This window comes from Caproicibacterium sp. BJN0003 (assembly GCF_026314295.1).
Taxonomy (GTDB): domain Bacteria; phylum Bacillota; class Clostridia; order Oscillospirales; family Acutalibacteraceae; genus Caproicibacterium.
This window is the reverse complement of the sequence record NZ_CP111108.1, coordinates 916,278-933,363: the sequence shown is the minus strand read 5'-3', so window position 1 is coordinate 933,363 and position 17,086 is coordinate 916,278. Positions and strand designations below refer to the sequence as shown.

At 43.3% G+C, this 17,086-nt stretch carries 19 protein-coding genes and 2 other RNA genes; 10 read left to right on the top strand and 11 right to left on the bottom strand.

Features of this window, described 5'->3' with window-relative positions:
- Positions 1–15: 15 nt before the first annotated feature.
- Genes ispG through pyrH form a run of 7 tightly spaced genes read right to left on the bottom strand, consistent with a single transcriptional unit; the run spans position 16 to position 6,252 of the window.
- Entirely contained in the window at positions 16–1,059 is a 1,044-nt protein-coding gene (gene ispG / locus OP489_RS04630) for a flavodoxin-dependent (E)-4-hydroxy-3-methylbut-2-enyl-diphosphate synthase (protein ID WP_266163174.1), read from the bottom strand.
- 41 nt (positions 1,060–1,100) lie between these two features.
- Positions 1,101–2,174, bottom strand: coding sequence for a M50 family metallopeptidase (locus OP489_RS04625; protein ID WP_266163173.1), 1,074 nt, complete (start codon positions 2,172–2,174; stop codon positions 1,101–1,103).
- 21 nt (positions 2,175–2,195) lie between these two features.
- Positions 2,196–3,347, bottom strand: coding sequence for a 1-deoxy-D-xylulose-5-phosphate reductoisomerase (locus OP489_RS04620; protein WP_266163172.1), 1,152 nt, complete (start codon positions 3,345–3,347; stop codon positions 2,196–2,198).
- A 33-nt stretch (positions 3,348–3,380) separates the two neighbouring features.
- The gene (locus tag OP489_RS04615) at positions 3,381–4,217 is read right to left on the bottom strand and encodes a phosphatidate cytidylyltransferase (RefSeq protein WP_266163171.1); all 837 of its coding nucleotides are present in this window, start codon (positions 4,215–4,217) and stop codon (positions 3,381–3,383) included.
- 3 nt (positions 4,218–4,220) lie between these two features.
- Entirely contained in the window at positions 4,221–4,955 is a 735-nt protein-coding gene (locus tag OP489_RS04610) for an isoprenyl transferase (RefSeq protein ID WP_266163170.1), read from the bottom strand.
- A 26-nt stretch (positions 4,956–4,981) separates the two neighbouring features.
- Positions 4,982–5,536, bottom strand: coding sequence for a ribosome recycling factor (frr, locus tag OP489_RS04605; protein ID WP_266163169.1), 555 nt, complete (start codon positions 5,534–5,536; stop codon positions 4,982–4,984).
- Positions 5,533–6,252, bottom strand: coding sequence for a UMP kinase (pyrH, locus tag OP489_RS04600; protein ID WP_180340996.1), 720 nt, complete (start codon positions 6,250–6,252; stop codon positions 5,533–5,535). The genes frr and pyrH overlap by 4 nt, the downstream gene beginning before the upstream one ends.
- Before the next feature lie 184 nt (positions 6,253–6,436).
- On the opposite strand from pyrH, the gene sigK reads away from it, so the two are divergent.
- Positions 6,437–7,138 (top strand): RNA polymerase sporulation sigma factor SigK, encoded by a 702-nt coding sequence (sigK, locus tag OP489_RS04595; RefSeq protein WP_266163168.1) that lies wholly within the window; start codon positions 6,437–6,439, stop codon positions 7,136–7,138.
- 52 nt (positions 7,139–7,190) lie between these two features.
- On the opposite strand, the gene OP489_RS04590 is transcribed toward sigK, so the two are convergent.
- Positions 7,191–8,036 (bottom strand): MurR/RpiR family transcriptional regulator, encoded by an 846-nt coding sequence (locus OP489_RS04590; protein WP_266163167.1) that lies wholly within the window; start codon positions 8,034–8,036, stop codon positions 7,191–7,193.
- A 170-nt stretch (positions 8,037–8,206) separates the two neighbouring features.
- Between OP489_RS04590 and OP489_RS04585 the strand changes: the two genes are divergently transcribed.
- The 9 genes from OP489_RS04585 to OP489_RS04545 all read left to right on the top strand — a co-directional run bounded on the left by OP489_RS04585 (position 8,207) and on the right by OP489_RS04545 (position 15,010).
- Complete coding sequence (locus tag OP489_RS04585) at positions 8,207–9,589, top strand: MATE family efflux transporter (RefSeq protein WP_266163166.1); 1,383 nt, start codon at positions 8,207–8,209, stop codon at positions 9,587–9,589.
- Positions 9,590–9,879: 290 nt separating this feature from the next.
- On the top strand, positions 9,880–10,167 hold the full coding sequence (locus OP489_RS04580) for a putative ABC transporter permease (protein ID WP_266163165.1): 288 nt from the start codon (positions 9,880–9,882) through the stop codon (positions 10,165–10,167).
- 101 nt (positions 10,168–10,268) lie between these two features.
- Positions 10,269–10,369: signal recognition particle sRNA small type (ffs, locus tag OP489_RS04575), an RNA gene on the top strand.
- Between the two features lie 82 nt (positions 10,370–10,451).
- Positions 10,452–12,143, top strand: a complete 1,692-nt coding sequence (dnaX, locus tag OP489_RS04570) for a DNA polymerase III subunit gamma/tau (RefSeq protein ID WP_266163164.1) — start codon at positions 10,452–10,454, stop codon at positions 12,141–12,143.
- 33 nt (positions 12,144–12,176) lie between these two features.
- Positions 12,177–12,524, top strand: a complete 348-nt coding sequence (locus OP489_RS04565; RefSeq protein WP_266163163.1) for a YbaB/EbfC family nucleoid-associated protein — start codon at positions 12,177–12,179, stop codon at positions 12,522–12,524.
- A complete protein-coding gene (gene recR, locus OP489_RS04560) occupies positions 12,525–13,127 on the top strand; it encodes a recombination mediator RecR (protein WP_266163162.1) in 603 nt (200 codons plus the stop codon).
- A gap of 23 nt (positions 13,128–13,150) precedes the next feature.
- Positions 13,151–13,621, top strand: a complete 471-nt coding sequence (gene smpB, locus OP489_RS04555; protein WP_266163161.1) for an SsrA-binding protein SmpB — start codon at positions 13,151–13,153, stop codon at positions 13,619–13,621.
- Between the two features lie 71 nt (positions 13,622–13,692).
- Positions 13,693–14,069: a transfer-messenger RNA gene (ssrA, locus tag OP489_RS04550) on the top strand.
- 317 nt (positions 14,070–14,386) lie between these two features.
- Complete coding sequence (locus tag OP489_RS04545) at positions 14,387–15,010, top strand: L-2-amino-thiazoline-4-carboxylic acid hydrolase (protein ID WP_266163160.1); 624 nt, start codon at positions 14,387–14,389, stop codon at positions 15,008–15,010.
- Positions 15,011–15,238: 228 nt separating this feature from the next.
- On the opposite strand, the gene OP489_RS04540 is transcribed toward OP489_RS04545, so the two are convergent.
- The 3 genes from OP489_RS04540 to OP489_RS04530 form a co-directional block, all read right to left on the bottom strand.
- On the bottom strand, positions 15,239–16,087 hold the full coding sequence (locus OP489_RS04540) for an FMN-binding protein (protein ID WP_266163159.1): 849 nt from the start codon (positions 16,085–16,087) through the stop codon (positions 15,239–15,241).
- A 187-nt stretch (positions 16,088–16,274) separates the two neighbouring features.
- The gene (locus OP489_RS04535; protein WP_266163158.1) at positions 16,275–16,757 is read right to left on the bottom strand and encodes a TspO/MBR family protein; all 483 of its coding nucleotides are present in this window, start codon (positions 16,755–16,757) and stop codon (positions 16,275–16,277) included.
- Positions 16,758–16,872: 115 nt separating this feature from the next.
- Positions 16,873–17,013, bottom strand: a complete 141-nt coding sequence (locus OP489_RS04530; protein WP_266163157.1) for a hypothetical protein — start codon at positions 17,011–17,013, stop codon at positions 16,873–16,875.
- Positions 17,014–17,086: the final 73 nt, after the last annotated feature.

The following is a 17,086-nucleotide window of genomic DNA, read 5'->3' as shown; positions in this document are numbered from 1 at the left end:
GGTCTCATCCTTCTCTTAAAGTGCCTCAATTTCCTCCATCAACGCATCCACCAGTTTTTCTTCCGGCACACGCCGCAAAATTTTGCCGTGCCGAAACAAAAGGCCTACGCCATTCCCACCGGCGATACCAACGTCCGCTTCTCTTGCTTCTCCCGGTCCGTTTACTACACACCCCATCACCGCAACGGTAATTGGTTTTGTACAGTTCTGCAGCCGTTTTTCCACTTGCTCTTCGATTGCAATCAGGTTGATCTGTGTTCTTCCGCAAGTAGGACACGAAACGATCTGCGGACCCGGTTTTCCAAGGCCCAATGCTTTCAAAATATCTTTTCCCGCATAAACTTCGCGCACTGGATCTGCCGTTAATGATACTCGAATCGTATCCCCAATTCCACGCTGCAAGAGCGAACCGATTCCAATCGCAGATTTAATAATCCCCATCCGTTCGCTGCCGGCTTCCGTTACACCCAAATGAAGCGGATAATCGCATTTCTGCGCACAGAGCTCATATGCTCTGATCATCGTGTCCACGTCGGAAGACTTCATCGAAAGAACAATATCCTCAAACTGAAATTTTTCCAAAAGAGAAGCATGATAAAGTGCACTTTCGACCAGCGCTTCCGGAGAAGGCTTCCCATATTTTTCTAAAATATGAGGTTCCAAAGAACCGCCGTTAACACCGATCCGAATAGGGATATGCCTCTTTTTGCAGCAGTCAGCGACCGCTTTGACATTCTCATCCCCGCCGATATTTCCGGGATTAATTCGAATCGCGTCTACTCCGGCTTCTGCCGAAAGCAATGCCAGACGATAATCAAAATGGATATCGGCAACCAGCGGAACCGACACTGCTTCTTTAATTGCAGGAATCAGCCGAACTGCTTCTTCATCCGGAATTGCTGCACGAATAATTTCACACCCGGCATCAGAAAGCTCCTTCGCCTGACGAACAGAGCCCTCCACATCATGAGCAGGGCAATTTAGCATCGACTGTACAGAAACAGGTGTACCGCCGCCTACCGGCACCGTTCCGACCAATACTCTCCGTGTTTTCCTCATCTGTTATTCTTCCTTCCGAGTCATTCTGCAACAGAAAAAGGTTAACCTCCGATTCCCGTTCCATTAAAGATTCTTACCACATCATTGACGGTAATCAGCATCATAAGTGCCATCAAAAGGGAAAAGCCAACGATATTAATTCGTTCTTCTATCTTTCTATTTAAGGGCTTTCTGCGAATTTTTTCAATCAGCAAAAGCAGAAGCTTTCCACCATCCAAAGCCGGAATCGGCAGTAGATTCACGACAGCGAGGTTAACTGTAATCACCATAATGATATATAGCATGTTTTCCATCGCAAGCCGAAATCCACCGTTCTCTACACTTTGGCTTGCTACTTTTCCGATCATGCTGAATGTCCCTACCGGCCCTGCAATATCTTTTAAGCCGAATCTGCCCTGTGCAATTCCTGCAAGGCTCGCCCAAACCATTCGGACTGTTGAAATCGTATCATCAAAAGTTTTCGTCATAACGGTTCCAAAATTTTTCTCTACAGGCATCACATAAAAGTCCAGCGTTAGCACCTGTGAGCCGTCCTGCGTCTGCGTTGTATGGAACTTAATGTCTGAAAATTCTATCGTCTTTCCGTCTCTCTGGACCGTCAGATCAACGTCATTGGGATTTGCCAGAGCCAGAGCAAAATTCAAATCTTTATCTGTATTTACCCAATACCCGTCGATTCCTGTAATCCGGTCTCCAACTTGGAGTCCTGCCGCCTGTGTAGCAGAATTGTCTTGGAAGACACTGATCGTCGTAGAAGCAAATTTCTGCTGTGGAATCAGCAAAATCATGACAAATACAAATCCTAAAACCATGTTCATAATTGCCCCCATGGCAATTACTAGAGCTCGTTTCCAAATTGGCTTGTTTTCAAAAGCGTTCTCGTTATTGCTTTCCTCGTCCTCTCCCTCCATTGCGCAAAATCCCCCGATTGGGAATAGGCGCAGGGAATACTCTGTTTCTCCTTTTGTGAAATGAAAAAGCTTCGGACCCATACCGATTGCAAATTCATTTACTTGGATTCCACAAAGCTTTGCCGTTACAAAATGGCCTCCTTCATGAATCAGGATTACCAATCCAAACAGCAGCACTGCAATGATAATGACGAGTACGGTCATTGAATGTCCCCCTTGTAAAAATTAAAAATGTTGTCCGGCTTTTTCAAGTACAAACTGTCTTGCCGCCTGATCTGCTGCAAGAATTTCGTCCAGTGTAGAGGACGGTACATCTTTCTGCTCTTCCAAAGCAGCAGTTACCAATTCTCCAATCTGCAAAAATCCGATCTTCCCCTGCAGGAAAAGAGATACTGCCGCCTCATTGGCACCGTTTGCTGCAGCCGGAGCCAATCCACCGCGATCCATAGCAACTTTACAAGCATGCAGACAAGTAAAAGTTTTCTCATCCGGCGGATAGAAAGTCAGTTTTCCTACATCTGTAAGGGAAAGCTCCTCTACAGGTCCTTCCACTCGCTTGGGGTATGTAAGCGCATATTGAATTGGCAGCCGCATATCGGTAACGCCCATCTGTGCCAAAATCGCATGATCCTGAAATTCGACCATAGAATGCACAATGCTCTCCCGGTGAATCACTACTTCGATCATAGACGCCGGAACATGGAAAAGCCAGCCTGCTTCCATCATCTCTAAGCCCTTATTCATCATAGTAGCAGAATCAATTGTCACTTTTGCACCCATTTTCCAATTTGGGTGTTTTAAAGCCATCTGCGGTGTTACATTTTTTAGCTCCTCCGCTTTCTTTCCAAAAAACGGACCACCGGAAGCAGTTAAAAGAATCTTATTGAGCTCTTTAGGATCCGCCGCCTGAAGGCATTGAAAAATCGCACTGTGTTCACTGTCGACTGGAATCAGCTGAATTCGGCGCTGGCGTACTGCATCCATCACAAGCTGACCGCCGGCTACCAGAGTTTCTTTATTGGCGAGCGCTACGTCTTTATTTGCAGCGATTGCCTGCAGCGTCGGTTTTAACCCAACCATTCCAACAACTGCGTTGAGGATCAGATCTGCCTGCGGAATCGTTGCCGCTTCACACAAGCCTTCCATTCCCTGAACGACTTTAATTCCAGTATCTTTCAGCCGAATCCGAAGGTCTTTTGCGGCATGTAAATCAAAAGCCGCAACAAGTTGCGGTTTGAATTCTCGTGCCTGCTTTTCGAGCAGATCAATATTCGAATGTGCAGCAAGGGCGCAGACCGACATTCCCAGACTGCGGACAACCTCCAAAGTCTGAGTTCCAATCGATCCTGTAGAACCCAAAACAGCAATTTTTTTCATTCTATTCACCAGGTTATTCTTTCTAATTTTCTTTTAGGTATAGACAAGCGGCATAAATCTGAGCAGAATCGAAACAAATGGTGCAACAAAAATGACGCTGTCAAATCGATCGAGAATTCCGCCATGACCGGGAAGGATCTCACTGAAATCTTTAATATGGCAGCTTCTTTTAATAAGAGAAAAGCTCAAATCACCGATTACAGAAAGAGCTGAACCGCCAACTCCGATCACAAAAAGTGTAAAATAACAAACTCTTACCTGGCCAGCCCAGAAAACATCCTGGAAAAACCACCCAGACAAAAGCAACATTCCAATTTCAAAAACGAATCCGCCAATCACACCCTCGACAGTTTTTTTCGGGCTGATATTCGGACAAAGCTTACGTTTTCCAAACCAGTTTCCTGCAAAATAGGCCCCCACATCCGCAAGCCATGCAGCAAAAATTGCAACAATCACATAAAACATTCCATGCTTTCCGCCAATATGCCGCAGTTGAATCAGCGTTTCCAAAGCAGTCGGAATCAAAAGCGCTACACTATAGAGGACACCAACTTCTCGGAATGAAATCAGATCATGATAAAAAATCATGGTACTAAAAAGGACAACCGTGTAAAGAAAATAAGCGGTTGCCTCCTGAAGGCCCATAGAGAGGAACGGCAAAACACAGGCAAAAATCAGAGTAGGCCAAAGGAGCATCGGCTTTTTTGAAACACCTAATGCCAAAGCAATCTCGTACATTGATGCAGCTGAAATCAAAGCGATCGCAATATTGAGTGCCAGTGGAAAAATAGAATTAAAAATGACAACAGCACCCAAAAAAAGGATAATGATTCCCGCGGAAAATGAACGGTCTTTTAAAGAAGAAAACATGGTTTACACTCCTCCAAACCGCCGATTGCGGTGTACATACTCCTGTAGAGCCCAGTTTAAATTCCCCGGTACAAAATCCGGCCAGAGAATATCCATCGTCACATATTCGGTATAGGCCGACTGCCACAACAGAAAATTTGAAATTCGATGCTCTCCGCTTGGCCGAATAATCAAATCGGGATCCGGCTGTCCTGCGGTATCCATATAGGAAGAGATCAATTTTTCATCAATTTCTTCCGGAATCAGCATTCCTTTTTGCACGTTCTCTGCAATTTCATGAACTGCATTGACAATTTCTGCCCGCCCACCGTAATTCATAGCAATATTGAGCACCATACCGGTACGGTCCTTACAAACTTCCCGGGTCTCTTCAATCAGCTTTTTCAAATCCGGGGAAAATTTACTGGTATCTCCAATAAAGCGCACCTTGATATCATCATTGCGAAAATCCCGCAGAGAATCCTGCAGATATTTTTTAAACAAAATCATCAAGGCTCCCACTTCTTCCTGCGGGCGAGACCAATTTTCAGTCGAAAAAGCATACACCGTCAGATAGCGAATTCCAATGGAACTTGCATAGCGAGTAATCTTTTTAAAGACAGCAGCTCCGGCGGTATGCCCTGCAGAACGCGGCAGTCCTTTCTTTTCGGCCCATCGGCCATTTCCATCCATGATAATGCCAAGATGCGCCGGCAGGCACTCCGGTGCCGGCGCGGCGCTTACATACTGTTTTTCCATGCGCAGTCCTCACTTGATTTTAAAATCTAAATCTCCATGATTTCCTTTTTCTTCTTCTCAAGAAGAGTATCTATCTCTTTACAGTATTTATCCGTAAGATCCTGCATTTTTTTCTCAGCTTCTTTTAAATCGTCCTCTGTAATCTCTGTCGACTTCTTCATGCTCTTTAATTTTTCCATCGCATCACGTCGAATTGAACGAATAGCAATTTTAGATTCTTCTGCCTGCTTTGCAATTTCTTTTGCCAACTCTTTGCGGCGATCCTCTGTCATCTGCGGAAAAATCAACCGAATTACTTTGCCGTCAGACTGCGGATTGATCCCAATATCAGAAGAAAGGATTGCTTTTTCAACCGCATGGCAGACCGACTGATCCCACGGCTGAATCGTTAAAACACGCGCTTCTGTTACTGAAACAGCCGCAAGCTGGCTAATTGCAGTAGGAGTTCCATAATAATCGACCATCACTTTATTGAGCACATTTGGATTTGCACGTCCTGCGCGTATCTCTACATACTCTTCCCGAAGTACGCTCAGCGTTTTCTGCATTTTAGATTCTGATTGATCCAATACCTGTTTCATAGGACTTCATCCTCCTTTACGATTGTACCGATTGGCTGGCCACAAATTGCCTTTTCAATATTATTAGGGTCTGCAATATCAAATACGCAAATTGGAATATGATTATCCCTGCAAAGGGAAGCAGCTGTGCTGTCCATAACTTTTAAATCTTTATTGAGCACATCCATATAAGTTAGTGTCTCAAACTTTTTGGCATCCGGATTCTTTTTTGGATCACTGTCATAGATTCCATCCACCATAGTTGCCTTTAAAATAATATCCGCATCAATTTCGGCAGCACGCAGAGCAGCAGCAGTATCCGTAGAGAAGAACGGATTTCCGGTACCACAGCCCAAAACGACAATACGGTTTTTCTCAAGATGGCGGACTGCGCGGTTACGGATATAAGGCTCAGCAATCTCCTGCATAGCGATTGCTGTCTGTACACGCACCGCTACCCCCAACTGCTCCAAAGCATCTGCAACCCCCAATGCATTGATTGCAGTCGCCAACATTCCCATATGGTCGGCTCTAGTACGGTCCATCTTTCCACTGGAGCGGCCGCGCCAGAAATTGCCGCCGCCTACAACAATGGCAATCTGCACCCCCATCAAAGAACAAGTCTTTATCGGACGGCAAATTTTAAGGACCGTATCAAAATCAATTCCGTGTCCCGCATCTCCAGCGAGGGATTCCCCGCTTAGCTTTAAAAGAACGCGTTTATATTTTGGCTGCATTTTTAACACTCCTATTTTTTGTATTTCAGCAGGTCATACTTTTTTATATTTTACAATATGTGTCCCGGCTTGTAAAGACTTTTACCTCATCCGGCCCAAAATTACGTTTGTTTTAAAAAGCCGGAACACTTTTTTGATTAATTGCATAGACTGGGAATAAACGAAACAGCAAGGAGGTCATTTTATGCTGACTGCACTCTTCGGCGGTATCTTGTCCGGAATCCTTTTTCTGGTTCTTCACGTTACAGGCAACGGAACATTTCCAAGAGCACTCTCTTATGCAGAAGAGCAAGACTGCCTCAAAAGGATGGCACAGGGAGATCCCAGCGCCCGGCAAAAACTAATCGAGCACAATCTTCGTTTGGTCGCACATATTATCAAAAAGTACTACAGCAGTTCTGCGGATCAAGATGATTTGATTTCCATTGGCACAATCGGCCTCATTAAAGCGATCAATACTTTTAAACCGGAAAAAGGGATTAAGCTTTCAAGTTACGCCGCAAGATGTGTAGAAAATGAAATTTTAATGTATTTTCGTTCTCTTCGAAAAACTGCGCAGGATATCTCCATGAACGAGCCCATTGACAGTGACAAAGACGGCGGTCAACTGACTTTGTGCGACGTAATGGCTTCTGACCGCAGCATTGCAGAAGACCTAGACGGAAAGATACAATCAGAACAGCTTCACGCTTACATAAAGAAAGCTTTGACTCCGCGGGAGCAAACGATCGTCTGTCTGCGGTACGGCCTCCAAAACCACAAGCCGCTGACACAGCGGGAAGTTGCCAAAAAGCTTGGGATTTCAAGAAGCTATGTCAGCCGTATTGAGAAAAAAGCGCTCGAAAAACTAAAAGCTCGATTTGAAGAAGTTGGCATCAAAAGTTAAAACGGTCTGTTGACCCGGCAATTTTAAGTGGGTCAACAGACCGTTTCTCGTTTTAATATTCCCCATTCTTTTCCAGATACTGCTCCATTTTTTTGAGGCGTTCTTCATTCTGCTTTTTATTGTGTGCACTAAGAAGCCCTACTAGTATCTCAAGATTCATTTCAAGGCTGGCATAAGAATTATAAAAAGAAAAATTTTCGCCGCTGCTGACCAATGTAACCGCCGCTCCCTGTGCAATTGGAGAAACATAGCTGTCCGTCATTGCGATCACTTTTGTATGTGCTTCCTTCGCCATTTTCACTGCAAAAACAGTAGAACTGGAATATCTCTCAAAAGCGATTGCAACAAGCACATCCTTCTCATTTAAGTCCGACAGAGTATCCACCATCGGCAAAGTTCCGTTAACGACCTGAACGTGAGGGCGAATACAGGAAAGCATCACTCCAAATGACTGTGCAAATCCAGCGACACAACGATGTCCCACTACAAAAATCCGTTTTGCATTTAAAAGAAGATTGGCTCCTTCGATCAATCGGCTGGTTTCGATCTGCTGGTCCCTTTGTATATTTGCAGTGATATTCTGACGAATCGCAGCAATTCTCTGCTCATCCGTCAAATTTTCATACTGCCCAATTTTTTCATAGGGAATCTTCACCCCTGCACGCTTTTTACACAGTTCCTCCTGCATTACGCGTTTTAGCTGAGAAAAGCTCTCAAATCCAAGTTTTGCAGAAAGCCGTACCACGCAGCTCGGGCTAACTTTAAGCTTCTGCGCAATTTCTCCGGAAGTTTCAAAGCAGCAATAAGTTTCTTTATTTTGAAGCAGATAGTCTAAAACTTTTTTATCCTTTGCTGTTAGCTTTGCTTTTAATGCTCTTTCTTCTATTAAATCCAGCATACAGAAAGCACATCCTTCCTCTTTTTAATTTTATTTTATCCCCTTTTTACAAGCGCTGTCAATAAAAATTTGATTATATTCATTCAAATTATATTATTTTTGATTGACAAAAATCTATTGATCGGTCATAATATACTTTATCATAGATTAATTCGGAGAGAAGAAATAATATGACACGCGATATGACCACTGGAAGTATCCCAAAACACATGCTTGTCTATGCGGTTCCGCTGCTGTTCGGAAATATTTTTCAGCAGCTTTACCATACCGTGGATTCTGTTGTGGTTGGAAAATACAACGGAAAAGAATCATTGGCTGCGATCGGCGCAGCAGGTCCTATCATGAATATTCTTCTATTTATTATTGTTGGTCTTTCGATGGGTGCTTCTATTCTGATGGCGGAACAATTCGGTGCAAAAGATTATCCGCGGCTTCGTCGGGAACTTTCCACTTCGCTGATTGCTGGAATTGCTTTTACTTTAGTAATTTCTATTATTTCTGTTTTCGCAGCACCGCTTTTTCTCATATGGACCAATACCCCTTCTGATATTTTAGAGGAAAGCACCCGATATCTGCGAATTGTCTCTGCAGGCATGCTGTTTTCCTGTATTTATAACGTTTTTGCTGCAGCGCTGCGTTCCGTAGGCGACTCTCGCACCCCACTGATTGTGCTGATTATAACCTCTCTCTTAAATATTGCTTTAGATGTCTGGTTTGTCGGTTATCTTGGACTTGGATTGGAAGGAGCTGCGTGGGCCACCATCTTCTCTCAGGCAATCTCTTCCATCGTACTGACACTCTACGTTCATATCAAAGTCCCGCTGCTCCGACTCTCAAAGGAAACTCTCAAAATAGATTTTTCCTTGCTAAAGACAACTACCAGTTACGGCACCACTTCTGCAGTGCAGCAAACCGTCGTTTATCTCGGCCGAGTTTTAGTGCAGTCGGCTGTCAACTCTCTTGGTGTTGATTCCATGGCAGCTTTTAATGCCGCCTTCAACTTGGATAGTTTTGCAATTTCTCCCGGTGACGCATTGGCAGCTTCTGTTACAACGATTGTCGCACAGAATCGTGGGGCAAAAAAATACGATCGAGTCCCAAAAGGATTCCATAGTGGATTAATAATTGGTATTTTCTATACATTGTTTATCGCCGCTATTGTCTACTGTTTTCCGGAAATTTTAATGGGACTTTTCCTAAACGGCGGAGATATTAATATTATTCAAATGGGTTCTGGTTATTTACGGTCAATGGCGGTTTTTTACCTTGCAACTGCTTTTACCCAGACCATGCAGGGGTTGTTCCGTGGATTAGGACATCTCAATGTAACATTATTGGGTTCGTTAATCCAAATCGGAATCCGTGTTTTAATTACTTATTTAATGATTTACACACTCGGAATCAATGCAGTTGCCATCGGTACCGGAATCGGTTGGCTCTGCATGATCGTTTATGAAACAATTGTCTGGGTCCGCTATAAACGCCATGAACTTTTCCCCCAGGAAAATTCTGAAGAAAACGAAGAAGAATCCGAAGAAAAATTCAAAGCATAAATAGATAAAATTTAAAAAAGCAAAGCATAATAAAGAAGGCTAAAAACTTCTTTTATATGCTTTGCTTTTTCTTTTTGTAAAATACAAATTTTCCTGCTGTTTTGTTACTTTATACCAGCTATTGAGAGCAATACATATTTTAAAATTCGTGAGCCACCCTAAAAAAGGAGGCGGTTCATGATGAAGGAAAATATTTTGCTCTTCTGCACGGGAAGTACACTTTATCCCGCTCTAGAAGTTCTTTATCGCGGTCACAGCGATTTTTCAATGGGAGTTGCGGAGGAGTCTGTATGTGTCTCATCAATCGGGTATGTAATCAAGATCTTGGAAAAAAGCCGCTTCTGGTTCGCTGCTGTGCAGGCGGTGCAACTATTACTACGGTAGAATTTTTCACCGGACTCATCGTGAATATTGGCATGGGCCGCTCCGTTTGGGATTATTCCAGTCTTCCTCTCAATTTTCTTGGACAAATCTGCCCTCTCTATTCCGGACTTTGGGCTCTGCTTTCTTTGCCCGCCATGGGGATCTGTGACGGAATTTTCCGCTTCCTTTCCAAGATCCATCTTCCCTCTAAATAAGGCTTGTAATTTTTTTAAAAATAAGGTATAATAAATTTCCAAATCATATATCATATCAATCTGGCAGCAAGGCAGAAAACCGTGCGCTGGGATATGCAGACGGGCGGGCCCTGTACGACGCAGCGCCGCGAACCATGTCAGGCGGGGAACCGAGCAGCATTAAGCGGAGTTGCCGCGTGCGATGCAGGAAAGTCTGTCCGTCTGTATATCCGAGTTCATGGGCCGCAGAAATTCTGCGGCTGCCTTGCTTTTTGATTTTAGGGCTTTAAAAGGGGGGATATTCTGTGTATCAAGTTCTATACCGTAAATGGAGGCCGCGTGTCTTTTCAGATGTAGTCGGCCAACCCCAAGTAACAGAAACGCTTAAAAACGAGCTTAAAACCGGCAGAATTTCCCATGCCTATCTTTTTACCGGCTCCCGCGGTACCGGAAAAACCACCTGTGCGAAGATTTTAGCAAAGGCGGTCAACTGCCTTCACCTAAAAGACGGAGACCCCTGCGGCGAATGCGAAATCTGCCGTGGAATCTCAGACGGCACTGTGATGGATATTGTGGAAATCGATGCCGCCAGCAATAACGGTGTCGACAATATCCGGGCTCTGCGAGAAGAAGCAAATTTCACCCCGGCTGCCGCCAAATATCGTGTTTATATTATCGACGAAGTTCACATGCTCTCTGTAGGTGCTTTTAACGCTTTATTAAAGACGCTGGAAGAGCCTCCTGCCCATGTGATCTTTATTTTAGCAACAACAGAAGTGCACAAACTTCCTGCAACGATTCTTTCCCGCTGTCAGCGGTTTGATTTCCGCCGCATTCCGGCAGAAGATATCGCAAAACGGCTTCAATATGTAACTGAGCAGGAAGGCGGTTCGCTCGATCCGGAAGCCGGTATGCTTTTAGCAAGGCTTGCAGATGGAGCACTGCGCGATGCACTCTCTCTTCTTGATCAGTGTCTTGGGAGAAGTCGGGAAATTACCGTACAAGTTGTCAATGAAACAGCTGGGCTTGCCGGAAGAGAACATCTCTTTGCGCTTGCAGATGCAGTCCAAAATAGAGACAGCAGCAGCGCTTTACAGACGATTGACGAACTTTACCGCGGCGGCAAGGATATGGCACGGCTCTGTGAAGAATTTTCCTCTCACCTGCGCGGCATGATGCTGATTAAAACGATGAAAAATGCGCGCTCAATTCTAGCTGTAACAGAAGAAGAATGGAATGCGATGCAAGAACAGGCGTTAAAGATGCCTCTCCCCACGCTGCTGCACGGGTTAGATGTTCTTCAGGAAACTCTTGATAAAATGTACCGCGGCGGAGATCGCCGCATTGAGATGGAAATGGCCATGGTTCGCCTGACTTCTCCAGAACTAGATGACAGCAAGTCATCCATTTTACGGCGGCTTGATCATCTGGAAAAAGGGACCCCACGCAGAAAATCGGCAGAAAATACGCAGCCAGCGGCTGATTTTACTCTGCCGATTGCACAGGAAGCGTCTAATGAAACAGAAAAAAGACCTATTTCTGCTCCTGTTGTTCCCCCTATTCCTGAGGTTTCAGGTGCTTCTTTCCCTGCCGCCGAAAAAACCGAAAAGCACAAAAATCCCACGCCGGTTACCACGCCGACAAAAGATCCTGAAAAACTTCTCAAAAACATAGAACCGTTTTCAGAATGGCCGGAAGTGCTGGAAGCTCTTAAAACGTATTCCCGCACAATCGCTGCCGCTTTTAATGGTTCTACCGCTTACTTAAGCGGGGGCTACGTTTTAATCGATGCCAAAAATGAGATGGCTTTTAAGCTGCTTCGGGAATCCAGTCAGCGGGATCATATGAGAGAAGCCATTCAAAATATTACCGGAAAAGTTTACCGTTTGGGTCCTTATCGGCCCAGTGGAGATTCTGAAAAATCCAAATCTGAAGACCCCTTGGTTGCTCTAGCCCAAAAAGCACAAAACGCAGGGATTGAAGTTACCGAAAAGTAAAAAATCGAATTACATAAACGGAGGTTTTTACCTATGAAAGCAAGATTACCGGAAGGTTATGGAAAAGGTGCAGGCAATCTGCAGCAAATCGCACGCCAGGCACAAAAGCTGCAGGAACAGATGGACGAATTAACTACAGAGCTCGAAGCAAAAGAATATTCCGCTACTTCCGGCGGGGATGCTGTTAAAGCAACCGCTACTGGGAAATTAGAAATTACCGGTCTGGAAATTAAACCTGAAGTAATCGATCCGGAAGATGCCGAAATGTTATCCGACCTTGTTACTGCCGCTGTAAACGAAGCATTGCGTGCTGCTATAAAGGATAAGAACGAGCGCATGGAAGCACTTTCGGGCGGACTGAATGTTCCGGGGATGTTTTAAATGCCTTCCTATAATGTTGCGCCGCTTTCCCGACTAATTGAACAATTTGAACGTCTGCCGGGAATTGGACACAAAAGTGCCCAGCGGCTTGCATATCATGTATTGGGCATGAAAGAGGACGAAGCAAAAGCTTTTGCGAACGCCATTTTAGAAGCCCACGAAAAAATTCATTACTGCAAAATCTGCTGCAATCTGACCGATCAGGAACTTTGTCCTGTTTGTCGGGAAGAAGGGCGGGATCACTCCATCATCTGTGTTGTGGAGGACCCGCGGGATGTCATTGCACTGGAACGCACCCATGAATTTCGGGCAATGTACCATGTTCTGCATGGAGCAATCTCCCCTCTCTCCGGAGTCGGGCCTGAGCAGCTCTGTATTAAAGAGCTTTTGGCTCGTGTAAAAGATCCGAAAGTAAAAGAAGTGATCATGGCCACCAACCCAACCGTGGAAGGAGAAGCAACCGCAATGTATATTTCGCGGCTCTTAAAACCCATGGGAATCAAGGTGACCAGACTTGCCTATGGAATTCCGGTAGGCGGAGATCTTGAGTATGCAGATGAAGTCACGCTTTCCCGTGCATTGGAAGGGCGAAGTGAGCTTTAATCTATCAAAAGGAGGTCTTTTCGTTGAAAAAAGAAGAAAATTTTAAAACGATTGCTCGAAACAAAAAGGCCTATCATGATTATTTCGTAGAAGAAAGCATGGAAACTGGAATCGAGCTGCTTGGTACCGAAGTAAAGTCTTTACGAAATGGGCAATGCAATTTAAAAGACGCATGGTGTTCTATTTCGGATGGAGAACTGCTTCTCAACGGGATGCACATCAGCCCTTATGAACACGGCAATATTTTCAACCGTGATCCTATGCGGGTGCGCAGACTTTTAATGCACAAAAAAGAAATTTTAAGACTTTTTGGTCTGATGAAGCAGCAAGGATACACTTTAATCCCTCTTTCGCTTTATTTTAAAGGAAGCCGTGTCAAAGTGCAGGTTGGACTCTGCCGCGGCAAAAAGCTTTATGATAAACGGGAAGATCTTGCCAAAAAAGCAGCCAAGCGCGATATGGAACGCGCAATAAAAACTGATATTCGTTCATGAATTTTTCATGTAAAAATGAGAAATCTATGATATGATATTTTTAGTCTTGATAATCAATCAAGACTCCTCATGGGGGCGTAAAGGTTTCGACGGGGATTGTGAACCACAGTAAGCGAGCAGCGAGGCGGGACCGCTTTAAAAGCAGCACCTTTAAATTTAGTTGAGAAATCTTCTAATAACAACAACTATGGCTATGCCATGGCTGTTGCAGCTTAATTAATATAAGCTGCTGTCCTCTCTGAAAATACCGCGGTTCAGAATTGGGCATCATTTAGCGGTGAACGTGAATCGGGTAATGCCTTTTATCCGGTCATGAAGTAAAGGCTACCAAAGTCTTGAGCCTGCCGTTCGGCGCAAGACTGAGGGAATTTTAAAAGAATGGATACGCTCGTAGAAAGCTTTGGGGAACGATTTTCGGACAGGGGTCCGACTCCCCTCGCCTCCACCATGATAAAATGGCATAGATTCCCGAATAAGGAATCTATGCCATTTTTATAGATGAGATGCCTTTCACACTTTTCTAATTTGCTCCGACAACCTTTTCTTTGGTATCACCACATTGGAAAAGTCTCTAAGTGCGAATACCGTGATGCAGGTGAGAAAACTTGACAAATTCGGTTAGCGGAGGTAAACTGGAAATGCAAGTGGTTAGCTTAACCTAACCATTCAGAAGATCAATGGAAAAGTCAGATGTGGCTCCTGCTAATTATGATGGGATAGTATTTGAAGGCTAGGCACAAGGAATTTGTAAGGAGAAACAACGGAATGAAATATGATATTTATGCCAAAGTTATGTGGACATTGCTCAAAAATAATTTTACTAAGGAACTTTCCTGTTTCCTAAGCGAAGAGGATTCTAAAGCAATCATGGTGAAAGGTAAGCAGGAGTACCGCAAAATCATCGAAAGGACAGACGGCATCGGTGGCATGAAAAGGAATCCGATGACCATGAACCTGATTAATGGCTCTATGCTGATCGCTGTATACAAAGCTTCTAAAGAAAAGATTACGGCAGATCAGATGGGACAGATTTACATAAAAGCAATGGGAAGCAATCCAGTTGTAAAAAAGTTCTCAAAAAAAGATTGTTTTAACGCTGACTGGCAGAAAAAGCGCAACGAAATCGCTCTTGAATCGCAGAAACGTGAATTCTCCAACGATTGGGTAAGTGAATTCCGACCGGGAAAAAATGTTAATGAATACGGCATCAATTTTTATGAATGCGGTATCTGTAAATTGTGCAAGCAGGAAAATTGCTTTGAACTTGCCTCCCAGATGTGTAAATTCGACTACGTTATGGCAGAAGCAATGGGTGCAGAATTAACCCGAACAAAAACGATTGCAGGTGGCGATCAGCTATGCGATTTTTTTTACAGGAAAAAACAATAATGCTGCAACAATTTATGCTTGACCATGTTTCATTTACAAAGTAAACGTATTCGGTTTTCGCGCATTCGCCTCCACCGGGCTTTTTCTTTTACTGAAACTATTTCGTTCGCGTTTTTATCTTGCATCTTTTATCACCTAACTTTTCAATTAAAATCTCCGAAGCGCACATTTTTGTGGCCTTCGGAGATTTTTTACGTCTATCTCTATTTTTAAGTTTCTTTTAACTTGTTAATGGACTTCTGATAATTTGATATTATTTACTTGCAATGTCCCTGATACCACTGCGTTCTGCAATGCACTATATACTGCATTGATCAGACCAGCTGATGAAAAAGTCGCACCGGAAACAGCATCCACTTGCAATGATTGCTGTCCTATGATTTTGTCAAGTAGGCTTTTGGCTTCGTCAAAATATCGATCTGTATCACTTTTACTCATTACATCAATCGCTGTGACCTGACCATTTTTCACGGTAACAGAAACAGTGATTGTCCCCTTATATCCGTCGGCAGTTCCTTGATAAACGCCATCTTTTAACTGCGCCCCTGAAAATGTAACGATATTGGCACTCGTATCGCTCGATGTTATTTGAGCTTGTCCGCTAGTTTGTTCACTATTATCGCTCACTCTGCTTGACTCTGTGACTACCGGTGTGTGTTGGCTATTCCCAAACAAGCGTTTTGGAAGTCGAATCCCAACATCGTATATATGTAATACAAGAAGTACAACCATGGCAACTGTGGCTATTCTATGAGCAATCATCCATTTGCGTTTCATTTTTTTGCGCAGCAAATAGGTCAAAGCTAAAATAAGGGTAAGAACATAGCATACCGTTCCCCAGTTAAGGGTAAACAAAACCGAAGCCGGCTCAAAATTTGCCAAAGTAGCCGAGGCAGGATTCCCTGCGAGAATCCCATGGATCCCTCCTACAATAATCAGCAAAGTTCCAAATGGGATATGGACTTTATGGAAAAAAACATTCAATTTTTTATTTCCGCTAATGCGTGCAATATACCTTAAAACAGTCATAATCGTGAGTATTACAGCAATCCATGCAAGAATTAAGCTAATAAGCATTGTAATATTCTCCCAGTTTATATTTAATTTTTTCTTTTATTTTGTATATAATATCATAATTTTGTCTAAAAAACAACTGGGTTTTTATTTGTTGCTAAAAATAAAATCCGTGCCGACAAAAAGCCAGCACGGATTTCTATCCCTTATGATTGTCTTTTAACGATGCTCCAGTCAAGATTTTAAACGCTTAACGATTCAAAAGCCAAATTCCAGCGCTTAAGTAAGCTGCAAAAGTAATCCAAATAAAATATGGAATTTGCAGCTGCGCCGCAAGTTTATTGATTTTACGAAATTCTGTCAGCATAAACAATACCGATACCCAAAGCAAAAGAAGCCAAATAAACGCAAACAGATAATTCCGCAGATTAAAAAAGATAATTGTCCAAAAGAAGTTGATTGCCAACTGTATTCCATAAATCCAGAGAGCCCGGCTCTTTTCTTCATAGTCAGCAGTATATATCATATAAGCGGAAATGCCCATCAAAATATATAGCACCGTCCATACAATCGGAAAAAGTGCGCCAGGCGGCGCTAGCGGAGGTTTTTTTATATTTTGAAAAATAAAAGTATTACTCTGGGTTAAAAAGCCTGAAACAGCTCCTGTTCCAACACTAATCAACAAACTAATGATTAAAGGCTTCCAACGAATATACAGCGTTTTTGATTTCATAAAAGTCCCCTCCCAACATCATAAAGAATATATGCAATTTATTTCTAAAATATTAATATAACTAAAATATTATTAAAGGAAGGCAGAGTTTTATTTACTCTGCCTTCCTTTTTACCTAACGTTTTGTATTAGGCCCAAGAGCCACTTTTTTGGTATTGTGTTCTTCATTTTGATTTTTAACATGAGTCGACCGATTAGGGTTTTCCGTATTTTCCGCATTGCTCTTTAAATCTGTTTTATTTTTTCCTTTCTCCATAAGGATTCACCTCTTTATCGTAATTAGTATAACCAAAAGCTCTATTTTTTACGATAAAGAATAAATAGGAACC